The 16,635-nt window shown below is 52.2% G+C and carries 12 protein-coding genes; 10 read left to right on the top strand and 2 right to left on the bottom strand.

Annotated elements, in window-relative coordinates:
* Positions 1 to 210: 210 nt before the first annotated feature.
* Positions 211 to 1,371: a hypothetical protein gene (locus SH668x_RS10995; RefSeq protein WP_437185109.1), complete on the bottom strand. Its 1,161-nt coding sequence runs from the start codon at positions 1,369 to 1,371 to the stop codon at positions 211 to 213.
* A gap of 614 nt (positions 1,372 to 1,985) precedes the next feature.
* Here SH668x_RS10995 and SH668x_RS11000 point away from each other — a divergent pair.
* From SH668x_RS11000 to SH668x_RS11010, 3 genes are all read left to right on the top strand, one after another.
* Positions 1,986 to 3,812 (top strand): 30S ribosomal protein S1, encoded by a 1,827-nt coding sequence (locus SH668x_RS11000; protein ID WP_437185110.1) that lies wholly within the window; start codon positions 1,986 to 1,988, stop codon positions 3,810 to 3,812.
* Positions 3,813 to 4,124: 312 nt separating this feature from the next.
* Positions 4,125 to 4,568 carry a thiol-disulfide oxidoreductase DCC family protein gene (locus SH668x_RS11005; RefSeq protein ID WP_437185111.1) on the top strand — a complete coding sequence of 148 codons (444 nt, stop codon included), beginning with the start codon at positions 4,125 to 4,127 and terminating at the stop codon, positions 4,566 to 4,568.
* A gap of 481 nt (positions 4,569 to 5,049) precedes the next feature.
* Entirely contained in the window at positions 5,050 to 5,913 is an 864-nt protein-coding gene (locus SH668x_RS11010; protein WP_437188533.1) for a pirin family protein, read from the top strand.
* On the opposite strand, the gene SH668x_RS11015 is transcribed toward SH668x_RS11010, so the two are convergent.
* Positions 5,807 to 6,499 (bottom strand): hypothetical protein, encoded by a 693-nt coding sequence (locus SH668x_RS11015; protein ID WP_437185112.1) that lies wholly within the window; start codon positions 6,497 to 6,499, stop codon positions 5,807 to 5,809. The two genes, SH668x_RS11010 and SH668x_RS11015, sit on opposite strands and share 107 nt — an antisense overlap.
* 351 nt (positions 6,500 to 6,850) lie before the next feature.
* Between SH668x_RS11015 and SH668x_RS11020 the strand changes: the two genes are divergently transcribed.
* From SH668x_RS11020 to SH668x_RS11050, 7 genes are all read left to right on the top strand, one after another.
* Positions 6,851 to 7,477, top strand: a complete 627-nt coding sequence (locus SH668x_RS11020; protein WP_437185113.1) for a GntR family transcriptional regulator — start codon at positions 6,851 to 6,853, stop codon at positions 7,475 to 7,477.
* A 213-nt stretch (positions 7,478 to 7,690) separates the two neighbouring features.
* The gene (locus SH668x_RS11025) at positions 7,691 to 8,629 is read left to right on the top strand and encodes a DUF1559 family PulG-like putative transporter (RefSeq protein WP_437185114.1); all 939 of its coding nucleotides are present in this window, start codon (positions 7,691 to 7,693) and stop codon (positions 8,627 to 8,629) included.
* Positions 8,630 to 8,773: 144 nt separating this feature from the next.
* Positions 8,774 to 9,211 (top strand): hypothetical protein, encoded by a 438-nt coding sequence (locus SH668x_RS11030; protein WP_437185115.1) that lies wholly within the window; start codon positions 8,774 to 8,776, stop codon positions 9,209 to 9,211.
* 62 nt (positions 9,212 to 9,273) lie between these two features.
* Positions 9,274 to 10,191, top strand: coding sequence for a TIM barrel protein (locus SH668x_RS11035; RefSeq protein ID WP_437185116.1), 918 nt, complete (start codon positions 9,274 to 9,276; stop codon positions 10,189 to 10,191).
* A gap of 277 nt (positions 10,192 to 10,468) precedes the next feature.
* Positions 10,469 to 13,525 carry a PSD1 and planctomycete cytochrome C domain-containing protein gene (locus SH668x_RS11040; RefSeq protein WP_437185117.1) on the top strand — a complete coding sequence of 1,019 codons (3,057 nt, stop codon included), beginning with the start codon at positions 10,469 to 10,471 and terminating at the stop codon, positions 13,523 to 13,525.
* Positions 13,526 to 13,607: 82 nt separating this feature from the next.
* Positions 13,608 to 15,020 carry a DUF1501 domain-containing protein gene (locus SH668x_RS11045; RefSeq protein ID WP_437185118.1) on the top strand — a complete coding sequence of 471 codons (1,413 nt, stop codon included), beginning with the start codon at positions 13,608 to 13,610 and terminating at the stop codon, positions 15,018 to 15,020.
* Positions 15,021 to 15,692: 672 nt separating this feature from the next.
* The gene (locus SH668x_RS11050) at positions 15,693 to 16,526 is read left to right on the top strand and encodes a sigma-70 family RNA polymerase sigma factor (RefSeq protein ID WP_437185119.1); all 834 of its coding nucleotides are present in this window, start codon (positions 15,693 to 15,695) and stop codon (positions 16,524 to 16,526) included.
* Positions 16,527 to 16,635 lie beyond the last annotated feature (109 nt).

Raw genomic sequence — 16,635 nt, forward strand, 5'->3', positions numbered from 1 at the left:
GACAGAAAATCAGAGAATTTTGTCGGATTTCCTGAGGGAGAGAAATTCGCAGCGAGGATTTTGCTGCGATGGCCCCCTTTGTTGAGAGGGCACGACCGCTGCGAAATGTGCTGAAATATTCCACCCTCGCACCGTTGTCGCGCAGCTGGCAACGATGTTCGGTGGAATATTAAATTGAAGAATGCAATAGAATGGCATCTCTTGCAGCCTCTACTTTTTCGACCTCACGAGGGCAGCGACGAAGCCGACGAGATTCCCCTCCTCCTTACGCACTCTCTGTAAAATGTCCAGACGTCCAGCGTTGACGCAGAGTTCATCGAACGAGACGTTCACTTCTTCGCCCACGTTCTTTAGATAGCGTTCAGCGATCTCCACTGCTTCGTCCAACTTGCCGCATCGAATGAGCAGGTCAACCAAAACATAGGCGTAAATCGGCTTGTCCTGTTCATCCGGTTCAGCGTCGAGTTGATCGCGGAAGTACTTCAGGCCAGCGTCTCGATTCTTGTCGAGCAGGACATTGAAGAAGTGGATATGGGCCGGGTACATGTCATTGAAAGGTGGTTCCCCGCCATACTGTAGGGAAGGTTCCAGCCTGGAACCGTACTGGGCGAGGTGAAGTGCCATTTCCAGCTCAGGAGCGGGCGCTTCGATGGAATGGGCAAATCGAACGGTGGAACTGAGGTGGGAGACGTCGATGTGATAGCTTCCTCCTTCAGTTAACCAGTCCCGACCTGCAATCAACTTGTCGAGCGGGAGGTTTGGCGGGAGCATTGGGATGCGCTCTTCGACATGTCTTCTGACTGATGCTGTCAGTTCTTCGTAAATTGTGCGCACCATCAGCTTGGCACATTCAAGCCGCTGAGCTGGCTCCAACTGCGGAAGCACCTGATCCAGCGCGGTGATCGTATTGCAGACCCCGTGCCCCTTCAGCAGCATTTTGATTCCCTTGAGTGGGTTGACCCCCTCGTAGAGTGCGATCTGGATCATCCGATCCATTTCCCCATATTCCTGACCAGAGTTGGGGAGTTTTTCGAGGGCTGCTGCGACCGGAGCGTGGTCGCGGATGACTTTGAAGTACATCCATGCGTTGGGAATGTCGCCGTCTTCCAGAAAGCCTGTTCCTGCCTCGCGGGCGGCAGCCAGGTAAACCTCTTCCATCGCTTTGCGGTGCGTCTCGGGGACATCCTGCAGGCTGGTCGGACGAGCGAGTGAAAGTCCAAGGTTGCTCTTGGCGTGTAACATTCGTGCATCAAAAAGGTTATGCCATTCTCGCTTCTCTTGTAGAATATCGCAGAGTTTAGTGAGAGTGGCCTGTCCGCCTTCTGCCGACATGACCTGTTCGACGATTTCAAAGGGAGTGTTGTCGCTCATTTTGCCGATATTCGTTGAGGATGGGGCGGAAATGGTGGGGTGGATTTTCGTGCGAATCGATCGAAGCGAACCCGGGATTGACCCGGATCAGCTACTGATTCGAGAGTTTGATCCATCAAATTACAAGTTGGTGAGTGATGCTAGTGTGGAATCCTCCCCGCGAAAGTGCGGCAAGATTCTCCAATTGCCTACTATTATTACAGAAGCGGCTGGCATCGTTAGTCAATGATGTGATAAAGTGCCTGATTCTCCCGGGGAAGCCCGTTTTACGGGTTGTACCGGAATCGGTGGATTGGTCTGAATTTCGAAGGCACTTTTCGGTGGTTCGCTGAAGGCAGTGAGTCGCTGGGAGCGGTTCAGATCGTCGCTGATTGCCTCTGACGAGTCCAAGTTGATTTGCACGAATCAGATGGTGAGGCAGCGATGGCAAATGCACTGTGAGTCTCGTGGTGCTGTCATCGTTGCAAGGGATGTCGTTGACGTTTTTCAGAAGAACCCTTGGGGGTTCATCGCGTTAAAGACTCCTGTGACACTGACATTTTGGATGGCAGCTGATTCTGCGTAGGAACAGCTTGCGGCGAGATGTCGCCAATAACGGCAAAACAAGGTTTCTAATGGTTAATCGTAATCTGATTCGGGAATTTCTGGTTGATGACGCTGATCTCGACGCCATCATGGGCGGCGAAATCGCAGACTGGATTTCCAGCGGAGATGATTCGATGGATCGCGTTTACGAACGCACCTCGAGTCCTTTCGATTCCAATCAACTCGTCCACGGTAAAGTCCTCAGCATTGAAGGGGACGAAGTTCTGGTGGACATCGGCTACAAGAGCGAAGGAATGGTTTCGCTCAACGAGTGGGCCGAAGACGAAGAAAAACCCAAAGTCGGAGATACGATCGAAGTCCTGCTCGAGGAAATCGAAGATGATTTCGGGCTGGTACTTCTTTCCAAGCGCAAAGCCGATCGCCAGAAGGACTGGGATTGGGTTGTTGGCCGTTACGGCGAAGGGGACACCATCAAGGGGATGGTCGTTCGCAAGATCAAAGGTGGTTTGCTCGTCAACATCGGCGAGTCAGTTTCCACCTCCGGCCAGCGCGGTGTCAACGTGTTCCTGCCAGCCAGCCAGGTTGACGTGCGTCGCCCAGCTGACATCGGCGAATTCGTCGGCAACACAATTGAGTGTATGATCCTCAAGATCGACGACACTCGTAAGAACATCGTCGTTTCACGTCGTCGCCTGATCGAAGAACAACGCGCTGAAATGAAGCGCAAGTTGATGTCCGAGATCACCGAGAATCAGGTCCGCAAGGGTATCGTCAAGAACATCGCCGATTTCGGTGCGTTCGTCGACCTGGGCGGAATCGACGGTCTGCTCCACATTACCGATATGAGCTGGGGCCGTATCAACCATCCATCCGAGATGGTCAAGATCGACGACGAAATCGAAGTCATGATCCTCAATGTCGATCGCGACAAAGAGAAGATCGCCCTGGGACTCAAGCAGAAGTTTGCAAGTCCATGGGACAATGTTGCTGAGAAGTACCCAGTCAGCTCCCGCGTCAAGGGCGAAGTGGTCAACGTGATGACCTACGGTGCCTTCGTCAAGCTCGAAGACGGGATCGAAGGTCTTGTTCACATCAGCGAAATGTCCTGGACACGCCGCCTGAATCATCCATCAGAAATGGTGGCGATTGGCGACGAAGTCGAAGTGGTGGTGCTCGGCATCAACACCGACAAGCAGGAAATTTCACTGGGTATGAAGCAGACCCAGCCAAATCCTTGGGACAACGTCACCGACAAGTACCCAGTTGGCCAGCATGTCAAGGGAACTGTCCGCAACCTCACCAACTACGGTGCTTTCATCGAGCTCGAAGAAGGTGTCGATGGTCTGTTGCACGTGAGCGACATGTCCTGGACCCGTAAGATCTCCCACGCGAGCGAAATGCTTAAGAAGGGTGATGAAATCGAATGCGTCGTCGTCTCTGTCGACGAAGAACGCAAGCGAATCGCTCTCGGTCTCAAGCAGCTCGACGAAGATCCATGGGAAAGCCGTATCCCAACTCAGTTCCAGCCTGGCGCAATCGTCAAGGGCAAGGTCACAAAGATCACCAATTTCGGTGTCTTTGTTGAACTGGACAAAGAGCTGGAAGGTCTGCTCCACGTTTCCGAGCTGACTGGTGGAGACAACTCCAAGACAGCTGAAGGCATCGTCAATGTCGGCGACGAGATCGACGTCAAGATCCTTCGCGTTGACACCAGCGATCGCAAGATCGGCTTGAGCATGAAGCTGGACGCTGAGATTCCTCAGGATGACGCAGCAGTTCCAGGTGCTCCAGCAGCAACATCTGGCGGCGAAGGAGCTTCACGTGAACTCAAGGGTGGAACCGCTGGCGGTTCAGGCCCACTGTTCACTCTCGGCGGCGAAAGCACCGAAGGCTAAGCTTGAATTCAACGAGCGGAGTGAAGTGTTGAACTTCCATTCTCTCTGAAATTCGAAAAGGACCGTGACAATCAGTCACGGTCCTTTTTATTGTGATGATGTATTCGATGGATCTGGCACTTCAGTGCGAGTCAGCGTCGCGGAGGTACACTGTAGAAGGTGCGGCCGCGTGGTGATTCGACTGAGAACGCGCGACCGACGGATGACTCATTACTTTGAAGCAACGATCAATTCGACATCCCCGTTGATGCACGTTTCGAAGATGCTTGCATCACCGACACTCGTAGTCCCTTGTCGTGTAGAGCATGACTCATGAAGAAGACTGAAGTTGATTCAGCAGCGTCCTCTTCGCACAATCCAGATGATTGGTTCATCGTTTATTACGATGGGAAATGCGGCTTCTGTAATCGTTCAGTCAACTTTCTTCTGAACGCCGATCGACCTGGATCAATTCGCTATGCTGCTCTGCAGGGGGAGACCGCACGACAGCAACTCGGCGCGGATGATATCCAGCGACTGAACACTCTCGTCGCGACGCACAAAGGCAAATCGTATCGGCGCTCCACTGCTGTCGTCCGCATCCTCTGGCAACTTGGACGGCACTACCGCCTCCTAGGCTGGATGCTTTGGCTGATTCCATTGCCTCTTCGTGATCTCGGATACCGAGTATTAGCGAGGTGGCGGTATTCGCTTTTTGGCACGGTCGACGCTTGTCGACTTCCGAAACCAGGCGAGCAGCAACGTTTTCTGGAATAGCCTTTGGAGAGGCATGACGAAGAGCGGACAAGTCCAAACGAAAAAAGCGTCATTGCCGATAGCGGCAATCGACAAGTCGCGAGTTTCGACGGAAGAATCTCGTTAGATGTACGCTTTCTAAGCTTTGTCTCCATCAACGGACATTTAGAACTCCATCTCCATCAAGTGTTGGATTCATGTTCTGGACTCATCAACCCAGCCATTAAGTAAGAAGTGTCTCCATTCGATTCGACGCCAATCTTCAACTGCGGAAGAGCCTGAACTGAATGGAGAATCACGCTTTGGAATCGTCAGGAAAGCATGCCCGTTTCCCTGTTTTCTTGTTGAATCAATGCACGGTGTGCCTCCATGTTCCGAGGGGACAGCATACGGGGGCGACTCTCCCAACCGATGGGGTCTTGAAAACGGGCGGAGTTCGGTGATGATTTACTCAGAGTTACCAAGGTGATGTTCGCTCGCACTCATCCAGTCTGGAACCATGATGCAAAAGTCTGTCAAAAAAGTCGTTGAGAACAATCATCCCCATTGGGTCGGTGATGGCTTCCCTGTTAGAAGTCTATTCAACTATCTGGATGGAAACGAATACGACCCATTTCTGATACTGGATTACGCTGGACCCTATGAATTCCGCCCTGGAACTGCGAAGCGAGGAGTCGGTGGACATCCTCATAAGGGCTTCGAAACCGTGACGATCGTCTACGATGGTGAGCTTGAACATCGGGATTCCAGCGGAAGTCAGGGAGTGATCGGCAAAGGGGATGTACAGTGGATGACGGCCGGATCCGGCCTGCTGCATGAGGAATTTCACAGCCAGCGATTCACTCGAGAGGGGGGCATTCTTGAAATGGTGCAGCTATGGGTCAACCTTCCCGCTGTAGATAAGAACGCTCCCCCAGGGTATCAGGAAATTGTTGCTTCGCAGATTCCGACAGTGGAACTCGAAGGAGGAGCAGGAACAGCGAGGGTGATCGCAGGGGCTTTGGCTTCTGCGGCGGGGCCAGCTAAGACGTTCACTCCAATGAACGTACTGGATCTTCGGTTGGTACCGGGCAAGCGTTTCACTCTTCCGGTCGCCGATGGGCACACCGCTCTCGCCATCATTCAAAAGGGAAAGGTGAAGGTCAACGAATCAACTGATACTGAAGCTGTTCAACTCGTTCAATTTGACCGTGCGGGAACGGAAATTACACTTCAGGCGGAGTCTGACGCGATGGTTCTCGTGTTGACAGGTGAGCCGATCAACGAGCCGATTTATGGGCGAGGTCCATTCGTGATGAACACTCAAGATGAGATTCGGCAAGCGATTGTCGACTTTCAGAGCGGAAAGATGGGATCGTTGGACTGACGCGGATCCCGCGTTGCTTCAATGCGGACGCAATCAGGAAGTACAGTGAAATCTGAACAATCAGTAATCCCCAGGTGGTGATGCAGAACCACTTGGGGATTACTGTTGAATTCGGACCGATTCCAAGTTCGCGATGAACTCCGTCCCACATCCAGATGCCTGAAGGGACAGTGAGAATTGAGAAGAGAATTAGTTGCCAACGAGAGGCGCCATGTTGAAGGAGTTCTGCTGAATCGCCAATGGGGGTGTTCATCGCGGAACCAAGGTAGGCTCCATTCGCGATCAGGCAGAATCCGCAAAAGAAGCGGATCGCCGATGCGACTTGTCGACTTGCAAACTTTTTCGAGACGAGCCAGCCAAGCAGCGGGAACAAAACTCCACAAACGGGACCGCTCCAGATCTCGATCAGCGGTGCGGGATTTGGTGAGACATCGGTTCGAGAGATCGACAGTGGATGCAGCTCGACCATCTGAATTATTCCCCCTGTGAAGAGGGCTGCCAGAATGTGGCCAGCTTCATGGACGATCTGCATGCTGTACCAGCTCAACAGAATGAATCCCACCCAAAAAAAGACGGGCTTTACCATCGAAACGACTCTCTATCAGCAGAAGTGAGGTGCAAGATGACAATTGGGCGCCCGAGGATGGCATCCTAACATCCGCAACGCCCGTCGAAAGATTGTTTTGCCTGAATGTTGTCGTGATTGACCTCATTGTGGTTGATTTGATGTTAATGGGTGATTGAGAACTGCGTTGGACTTGTCGACTAAATTGAGTGTTTTGAATTCGAATTTGTGTGAATAATCAACAAGCAGGCATTTGATTGTTGACAATGTGTTGAAGGGTGACATATCGTTGAATACTGGTGATTGGCCGACTCCCTACAAAGTGGAGTGGGACTGTTAACACGATGAATCAAGCTGAGCGAGGGGGTTGAATTGACTCTCGATCCGGAACAACCGAATCAAACGTATTCGCAGGAAATCGCGGATCAGCTTCGTAATGACATTCTCTCCGGACGCATTTCAGAAGGGGGACGTCTGACCGAACAGGCCCTCGCTGAACGCTTTGGCGTGGGACGAAGTCCGGTTCGCGAAGCGGTTCTGAGATTGTCGATTCAGGGACTGCTTGTGTCGCGTCCCAATCGTGGAGCGGTGATCTCCCCTGCCGCTCCTTTAGAAATCCGAAAACTGGTCGTCCCAATTCGCCGTAGCGTTGAGTCGTTTGCGTTAGAGATGATTTTCGACAGCCTCGTCGAAGAAGACTTTCGGAAGTGGGAAAGCATCCTCGAGCAAATGAAGCAGGCCTCCGAGACAGGAGACCTGTACTCGCTGGCGGAATTAGATATCGCATTCCATCGAACGCTTGTCGAACGGGCCCGGCAGCCTGATTTGCTGGTCATCTGGGATTCCCTTGCAGGTCGTATCCGTTCTCATTTTCGGAGAATGCAACGTGGTTCGGACGGTTCCCACGAAATCTATCAGGAACATGAAGCCCTACTGGCATGTTTCCGGAATGGGTCTCTCAAGGAGGCGGTCCGGATGCTCAGAGCGAAAATTGATTAGTTGACTTCACTTCAACTTCGTAGGCGTTGACGGCGATTCTTTCTTCGGCTGACCAAGTCTGGAATGAACCTTCGTGTTCAATTGCGCTCCCGGTGCGCGCAGAAAGAACCGCACGGTCGCCTGAGGACCGAGCGGGTTGAAGCGATGTTGGTTTGTTCGAAGTTTTAATAGTCCTGTTTTGGAATATTCGCACTGCTTTACGGGGAGAATCCGATGGGCTTGACACGTACTTCAAGATATCGAGGATTTACGTTAATTGAATTGCTTGTTGTTATTGCAATCATCGCAGTTCTGATCGCGCTCCTGCTGCCTGCAGTGCAACAGGCGCGTGAGGCTGCCCGCAGATCGCAATGCCGAAACAACATGAAGCAAATCGGGCTCGCGCTACATAACTATATGGATAACCATCGGTTTCTTCCTCCGGGGTACGTACAGACGGAGTCGGTGTTCACCGAATGGGGATGGGTTGCTTACATCCTCCCGTTCATCGATCAGGCTCCTCTCTATAATCGCATTAACTTCCATAAAGGTTCGGGAAGCACGAGTGCTACTCCCGGAACCGATATGTATGAAAACTTTCCGATTGTGAGTGCTCCGCTTGCAGCGATGTACTGCCCTTCGACCCCCGGTTCTGGCGGACTTGCATACGATACATTTGCAAAAGGAACCTATGGCGCAGCGAATGGTCTGGGGCCGATGCAGAATATGGTCATGATCGTTCCATCTTGGAAAAGTCGACCAAATGCAGGGCCGTTCGACGTTAATTCCAAAGTGGGGTCACAAGACTTCACGGACGGAATGAGCAATTCGATGATGGTCGGCGAGTTACTCCCGGCGAAGTCAACTGCTGATCTTCGTGGTGTGATGCACTATCCCGAAGGTTCGTTCATTCATTCGAATCACAATCCGAATACTTCCGTTCCTGATGAACACCGTCATGGATGTTCAAGTGAACCTGGTGTGCCGTGCGTTGGTGTCTACGGGGACTATCTCAGCAGATCGATGACCGTTTCTGCACGCAGCATGCATGTTGGCGGCGTTCACTGTCTGATGGGAGACGGGGCTGTTCGGTTTGTGAGCGATAACATTGCGAATCAAACATGGCGGAATATCGGCCTTCACAACGACGGCAACGTTGTCGGTGAGTTCTAACACCGTTCGTCATGATTAAGGACAAGGCGATCGAACATCCGAATCGCCTTGTCCTTTTCCGCGAACATGAGTGACCGGAGTTGGACGCTTCACAGCACGTCTGATTTGCACGCAGCCAAGTGGACTTTGGGAGAAGAGGAATCCATGCAAATTCGTTCGACTTTAGCTTTGTTGATTTGCAGTCTGCTTATTGGCTGCGGTGCTGCCAAGAAGCCTGAGTTTTTAACTGTGGTGGGGAAAGTTGACCTCAATGGCGAGCCAGTCCAGTTCGGGTCGATCTCATTTATTCCGGAAGGTGGACTTGCGGGCCCGAGTGGAGGGGCTGAGGTCGTCAATGGGGCCTACACCGTCGCGAAGAGTCAGGGATTGGTGCCGGGAAACTATCGGGTAGAGGTTGTCGTGATTCCCGTCAAACCGGGAGATGAAGGGGGAAATCGCCCAGTTCCCACAAGCATGGGGGCACCAGTTGATCCTTGGTACAAAAAGAACCCCACTCGGTTTTTTCGAGACAAATCGCAAGTCGTCGACCTGAAACTCGGGGATAATTCGTTCGATCTACCGTTGGCTTCTTCGAAGAAGTGACGTGAACAACGATATCGTCTGTGGGCCGAGCACGACGCAGCGACTTAAAGTAGAGTGACCCTATGGATTCTTTGAACCGCCGGGATTTTATGAAGTGGGGAGTCGCAGGGGCAGCAGCGACGATGCTGCCTGCTCGATCGCTTCAAGCCTCTGCGCCTGCTGAATGGAAATGGATTCCATCGATGAACACTGGTTTCAACACAAAGGTGTTGTTTCCAGAGGTCATCTCAATGATCCGCGATATTGGCTTTCAAGTAATTTCGATCGACCACTTTTTCCATGCAGGAATCGACACGCCCGATGGAGTGAAAGCGGCGAAGAAATTGGTCGACCAGAAGCAGTTGACTGTGGACTGGATCCACTCTCCGTTTCCAAATGCAGATCGCCTCTTTTCGCTTCAGGAGGGGGATCGATCGGAAGCACTGCACTTATGCGAATTGGCCATTGATGCTGCCCAGGTGCTGGGTGGGAAAAGTATCATCTTGCACATGTTGCTTCCTTACGGACTTCCGCACGATGAAAAGCGTGATCGGATGATTCAACACGGTATTGAGTCCGTGAAAAAGCTGGAAGAGTACGCTGAGAAGCGCAACGTGAAACTCGCGTTGGAGAATGGGCAGCGTCGGGATTATGACGATGTGCTCAGGAAATTGTTGAAAGTGTTCACCAGCGACACTGTCGGATTTTGCTACGACTCCGGCCATGAAAACGTTCAGCGTACCTGCTTCTCTGTTCTGCAGGAATTAGGGGATCGATTGCTGGCGCTACATCTGCATGACAACGACAGTAGTGCCGACAGACATCAGATTCCCTATGAAGGAACGATCGATTGGGCTCCGCTCGCTCCAGCCCTCGATCAGCTGGCGTTTAAAGGGAATTTTGGGTTGGAAGTTTCTGCCGAAAGTTCCAAGTTTAAAGATCCTGTACGCTTCCTTGAGGAGTGTGAATACGTTGTCAGAAAGTTGCAGACCGATCCATGATCAGGAAGGTGCGAACTGTGTGAGAGCGTTTTATATTTTCGAGGTTTGAAAGTCGGAGATAGTGTCTTGGTGATTCTCAGTCTGTTACGATATGGACCGGAATTCAGTCTTATTTCTCGCAAGGTCGAGATGTAGATCGACTAAATTCTCCCACCTTGAACCTCCGTTCAATTTCGCTAACAGGGTATTCTATCTTTCAGGTCCCCCCTTCTGAAGAAACGCCCCGCTCAGCGATCTTAATTGCCGTCTTTATTGCCCTCCTGCCGTTGAGAGATTTATGACAACCTCTCGTCAAAAAAAACGTTCGGTTCTGCCTCTCCTTCAGGTGATCTCAATCTCGCTGATCAGCTCGGTTGCGACTGCATCCGAGCCAACGGCAGATCAGCTCGCGTTTTTCGAGAACGAAATCCGACCGCTGCTCATCAAGCATTGCTATGAGTGTCATGGTGATGGCGGACACGCTGAAGGTGAGCTGTTTTTGAACAGTCACCAAGGGGTGATTGTAGGGGGGGCAAGCGGGCCAGCGGCGATTGCAGGTAAGGCAAAGGAGAGTCTGCTCATTCGCGCGGTCGAGTACCGCGGGATCGAAATGCCTCCGAACGGGAAGCTGCCACAAAGTGAAATCGACAAGCTCAATCGCTGGGTCGAGATGGGCATCCCCTGGCCTCAAGGTGAAAACGATCCCGCTGCTCCTCCTGCGGTTTCCAAGAAATTTGAGCCGACTCAGGAACACCTAGAGCATTGGGCTTTTCAGCCGATTACTTCCCCGACCCCGCCAGAGGTCGCACGTACAGACTGGTCGGGGAATCCGATCGACCGTTTTCTTTTGGCGTCGATGCAGAAACAGGGCATCGAACCGAATGGTCCTGCTACACGCGGGGTGTTGCTGCGTCGAGTCACTTATGATCTGACGGGACTTCCCCCAACTCCTGAAGAGTTGAATGCGTTTCTGGCAGATGAAAGTTCAGATGCCTGGGAGAAGGTAATCGACAGGCTGCTGGCATCGCCCCATTATGGCGAACGCTGGGGGCGCCATTGGCTGGACGTGGCGCGGTACGCAGACACCGCGGGAGACGCGAGCGACTATCCGGTTCCGGATGCATACAAGTATCGAAATTATGTCATCAACTCATTCAACAACGATAAACCGTACGACCGTTTCCTGATTGAACAGTACGCTGGAGATTTGCTGGCTGCCGATGCACCTCCCGAGCAGTATGAAGAGCTGATCACTGCGACGACACATCTGGCGCTCTCACGCAGGTTCGGATACAACGATACGAATTTCTTGTACTTCCATCTCACGATTCAAGACTTGCTCGATACGATGGGACAGTCCGTACTTGGATTGTCGGTTGGATGTGCGCGTTGCCACGATCACAAATTCGAACCGATTTCCGCCAGCGACTATTACGCACTTTACGGGATCTTCTCGAGTTCGAAGTTTACTTTCCCTGGAGCGGAAGAGGTTCGCGCTCCAAAAGATCTTGTTCCAGCCATTCCTCCCGAAAAAGCTGTTGAGCTGCAGAAGTTGCGTGAGGAGCAAGTGGCGGCTCAGAATCAGAAAATTCGCGACCTCTTGTCATTCGTCGCGAATTTTCAAGGAGGATTTGAAAGTACTGACAAGTTGCCACCAGACTGGGGAAGCGATCCTCAAGCGGTTGTGGTGACAGGAAGTTCGAGCCCGTTCCTGAATGTCGCAGCGGTTGGGAATCGAGCGTTGCAGTTGCCGAACGATCCACGAAACCTCGGTGTCCGTCGCCCAATCGGAGTCTTCACGCCGGAATCAGAAGAGCCACTCTTCATCAACGTCGATTTCCGCAACGTCAACGCTGAGGCAGGAGGAGACGGCTACTACCGTGTTGCATTGGATCATCCCGAGAATGGGTTTTCCCCCGCAGTTGAAGTCTTCGTTAATGCACACCACGTTGCGATTCGTCGAGATGGCGCATTTGCTGAAGTTGCTCCATTAACAATGGGCGAATGGTACAACCTGCAATTGGTCGTCAATTGGAAATCGAAGAATTTCTCGGGAGTCGTGACAGGTCCAAAAGAATCCTGGAGTTTTGAGGACGCTCCATTCAATCCAAGTTGGGATGGAATCGCCAATTCCTGGGTGATCGATGGACATGGAACTGACTCGACCCTGCACCGTCCGCAGCGAGAACTGGATAATTTCTGGGTACAGAACGAACCACTGCTGTCGGCGCGTGAAGTCAATCCGGTAACGGCGGAAACTTTCGCAGGTCAGATCGCTGAGACGCAAGGGAAAGTTGCGGAACTGCGAAAGAGCCTCGACGAACTGAATTCAGTACCGTCATTTCCGACCGTCTATGGAGTGCGGGAAGGAACTGTCGAAAATGCTCGAATGCAGATGCGGGGCGAACCGGACCGACTGGGCGACGAAGTACCTCGCGGCTACATCGAAATTCTTGGGGGGGAGAAGTTCCCTGAAAACTATCCGGGTAGCGGGCGACTGTTGCTCGCGAAGTGGTTGACAGCACCTGAGAATCCGTTGACCGATCGCGTCATCGTCAACCGCATCTGGCAGTACCACTTCGGGCAGGCAATCGTTTCTACCCCGAACGATTTCGGCGTGCGGGGAGCCCGACCGACTCACCCTGAGTTGCTCGATTTTCTCGCTACCAAATTCAGAGAATCGGGGCATTCGTTCAAAGCGATGCATCGCCTGATTTTGACTTCGCGCGCCTATCAGGTATCGAGTGATAATGTTTCTTCAGCGAATGAGATCGATCCGACAAACATTTGGTTCTGGCGTCGAAACAACCAGCGAATGGACGCTGAATCACTGCGGGATACCTGGCTGACCCTGAGCGGTGAACTTGATGACTCGATGGGAGGATCACATCCGTTTCCTCCAATTCCGCAATGGGGATTCTCGCAGCACAACCCATTTGATGCAGTCTACGATTCGAACAAGCGCACTGTGTATCTGATGACGCAGCGAATCAAACGACATCCATTCCTGGCGCTCTTCGATGGGGCCGACCCAAACGCATCCACCGGGAAACGGGAATCGACAACAACGCCATCGCAGGCGCTGTTCATGATGAACGACCCCTCCATGCATCAACGTTCTTATCAGTTTGCACTGCGACTCACTCAGGAGTCTTCCGAGAAGCCTGAGCAGATCACTCGCCTTTACCAGATGGCGTTGTCGAGAGTTCCTACGGACGAAGAAATTCGACGAGCAGAGCGCTTCTGCGAGTCCTACGCTCAGAATTTACCTGCGGACGCTGACCGACCGAATCTGAGTCTGGCAGCGTATGTTCGGGTGATTCTGAGCAGCAATGAGTTTTTGTATTTGAAATAATCTGGCAGCGAAGCTTGGACGCCAATCAATCATTTGGTGATTGGTTCGACAACTCGAGTTTGAATTGAACAGGGGCGGGATCATGAATCCATTCACTTCAATTTCACGCCGTGAAATGCTCTCGCGGGCAGCGGGGGGCTTCGGAGCCATCGCACTGTCGGCGATGCTCGCGGACACACAATCTGCCAGCGCATCTTCAGGTTCAGCCGATCCACTCGCGCCGAAACAACCCCACTACCCTGCCAAAGCGAAGAATGTCATCTTCCTCTTCATGAGCGGTGGAGTCTCCCATGTCGATTCGTTCGACCCGAAGCCTCAACTGACGGCAGATCACAACAAGACGCTCAACGTCCATAACTACCGTGGGCATATTGGCGACTTTAAGCAGCACTTTAAGAAGGCCCAATGGGATTTCCGTCCTCGAGGGGAATCCGGGATCGAAGTGAGTGACCTGTTCCCGCATATCGGCGGGATGATCGATGACATTGCGCTGATTCGGTCGATGACCACAGATCACATTGCCCACTACGAAGCAACGCTGGGAATGCACACAGGTTCGTTCAGCTTTGCACGTCCGAGTATGGGCTCCTGGGTCAGCTACGGACTGGGCACCGAGAATCAGAACCTCCCCTCCTTTGTCGTCATTACCGGAGCGACCCCCTACGCCCGCGGTCAGAACTGGAACAATGCGTTTCTTCCAGGGTGCCATCAAGGATTACAGGTTTTTCCCGGTGCGACTCCAATCGCCAATATGCACCGACGGGCAGCGACCAATGATCTGCAATCCTTAGAACTCGATCTACTGCGTGAGATCAATCAGGGGAACCTTCAGCAATCTCCGCAGGACGATCAACTTGAAGCACGAATCAAGTCGTTCGAAACTGCCTTCGGAATGCAGTCAGAAGCACCTGAGGTCTTTGACCTGTCTCAAGAGACTGAGTCGACACTTGCGATGTACGATCTCAAACCGGGAGACACAACAAGCTTTGGCTGGAATTGTTTAGTCGCTCGCCGCATCGTGGAACGCGGCGTTCGCTTCGTGGAATGTATCGATGTCGGATCGTCAAATAACTGGGACGACCACGGCGATATGCTCAACCATGGCCGACTCGCTAAAAACGTCGATAAGCCGATTGCAGGATTACTTCAGGATCTGAAGCAGCGTGGATTGCTGGATGACACTTTGGTCGTCTGGACAACGGAATTCGGACGCACTCCCTACATGGAAGAAAAAGATGCTGCGGGCCGCGACCATCATCCAATGGTGTTCTCAAGCTGGATGGCTGGGGCAGGTATGAAAAAAGGAGTGGTTCACGGGGCGTCCGATGAGTACGGCATCTCGGTTGCTGATAAGCGGGTGCATGTTCACGATTTCCATGCAACGATTCTGCATCTTCTGGGGATCGATCACACCCGTCTGACATTCCGGCACACCGGTCGTGACTACCGACTGACCGATGTCTTTGGAAATGTTGTCCACGATATCCTGACTTGAAGCTTCCGGGGGGAACGCTCAAAGGGGCAGACACACATCTCTCGAGATGTGAGTTGCAGAGAGCGATGATTGGACTGATTCGTCCTCTTATCTAAGATTACTTATCAATTCGACGACAATTCGCCACGGCCCGCATGTTGATTTCAACACGCAGGCCGTGGCTTTTTCATTTCGAACCATCGAGTGACTCACGTTGCGAATGTGCATCACTCAGTCTTTCAAGGTGATGAAGTCCTCCGCGGCGAGGCAAGCGCAGCGAACGGGAAGACCTACGGATTCAGCTCCAGTTGTAGTGGTTGTACTGCCTGGATGGTTTCTGGCGATTGTAAATTGGAATTGAGTGGTGACCGCGTCTTTTTCAGAGAACTAACTTGCCTCGAGCGATGTGAAATGGATTGATTAACGGCAATGCCACAGCGAATAAATCTGCTTTGAAATTGAGTGGAAATGATGCGAAAAATAAACATTGGCGGCGCATTCGGAATAATCAGAACTTTCTTCCACGCTTATCGACATCACGCAAATTTCCCTAATGAAAACTGAAGCGGCAATCTCTGCCGGTTCGATGAAGTCTTTGAGAATTTATTGAAGGCCATGAACTGTGAGGATGCGGTTCGCTTTGCTGTCCTTCTCCGCAATTATTCCTGTCACAAGTACAGGCTAAGAATTTCCATGGAAAAAACGACTCGCAGTCGCCCAGCGTCAGTCCAGAACCCTCTTGAAACTTATTTGCGAGAGATCAATGAAACGGCATTATTAACTGCTGAAGATGAAAAAAACCTTTCGAACCGCATTTCGGAAGGAGATATGCACGCCCGGGATCGGATGGTTCGTGCGAACCTTCGGCTGGTCGTCAACATCGCCCGAGGCTACACGGGGAAAGGTCTCCCGTTACAAGACCTCATTGAAGAAGGGAACCTGGGATTGCTCCGTGCCGTCGAAGGATTCGACCCGGACATGAACACCCGGTTCAGCACGTACGCCAGTTACTGGATCAAGCAGTCGATCAAACGGGCATTGATCAACTCTGCGAAAACGATCCGCGTTCCGGCGTACATGGTCGAACTGCTTTCAAAATGGCGAGGTGCAAACGCAAAGCTGCACGATGAACTTGGGCGAGTTCCGACTGCGGATGAAATCGCTCGTGAGCTCGAGTTGCCATCCAAGAAGCTGAAGATCGTCAAGAAGGCGATTCAGCTTTACAACACGACTCCTCAGGCAGAAGACAACGAGAATGTTTCTCTCGGGGAGTTGATTCCGGATGAGAGATTGCTCGGCCCGGAAGATGACCTCATCAACAGCGACAACCTCGTGCATGTTGAGCGAATGCTCAAAGATATGGACGAACGGGAAGCGACAATCCTCAAGCTGCGGTTTGGCCTTGATTCAGGCGAACCACTCACGCTGAAGGAAATTGGTGAGGAGTTGGGACTGACTCGAGAGCGAGTCCGACAGATTGAGTGTGAAGCACTTCGCAGACTCAACAAAGGATTGCTTGGAGAGTAGTCGCCGTTTGGACTCGCTGCACACCGTCGATGCGTGCAGCGAGGAGAACCGTCGCAATGCCATCGGTGATTCGCTAGGACGGTTTACGACGCCATCGAACGACAACTCT

This window comes from Planctomicrobium mucosum, assembly GCF_051466335.1.
Lineage (GTDB): Bacteria > Planctomycetota > Planctomycetia > Planctomycetales > Planctomycetaceae > Planctomicrobium.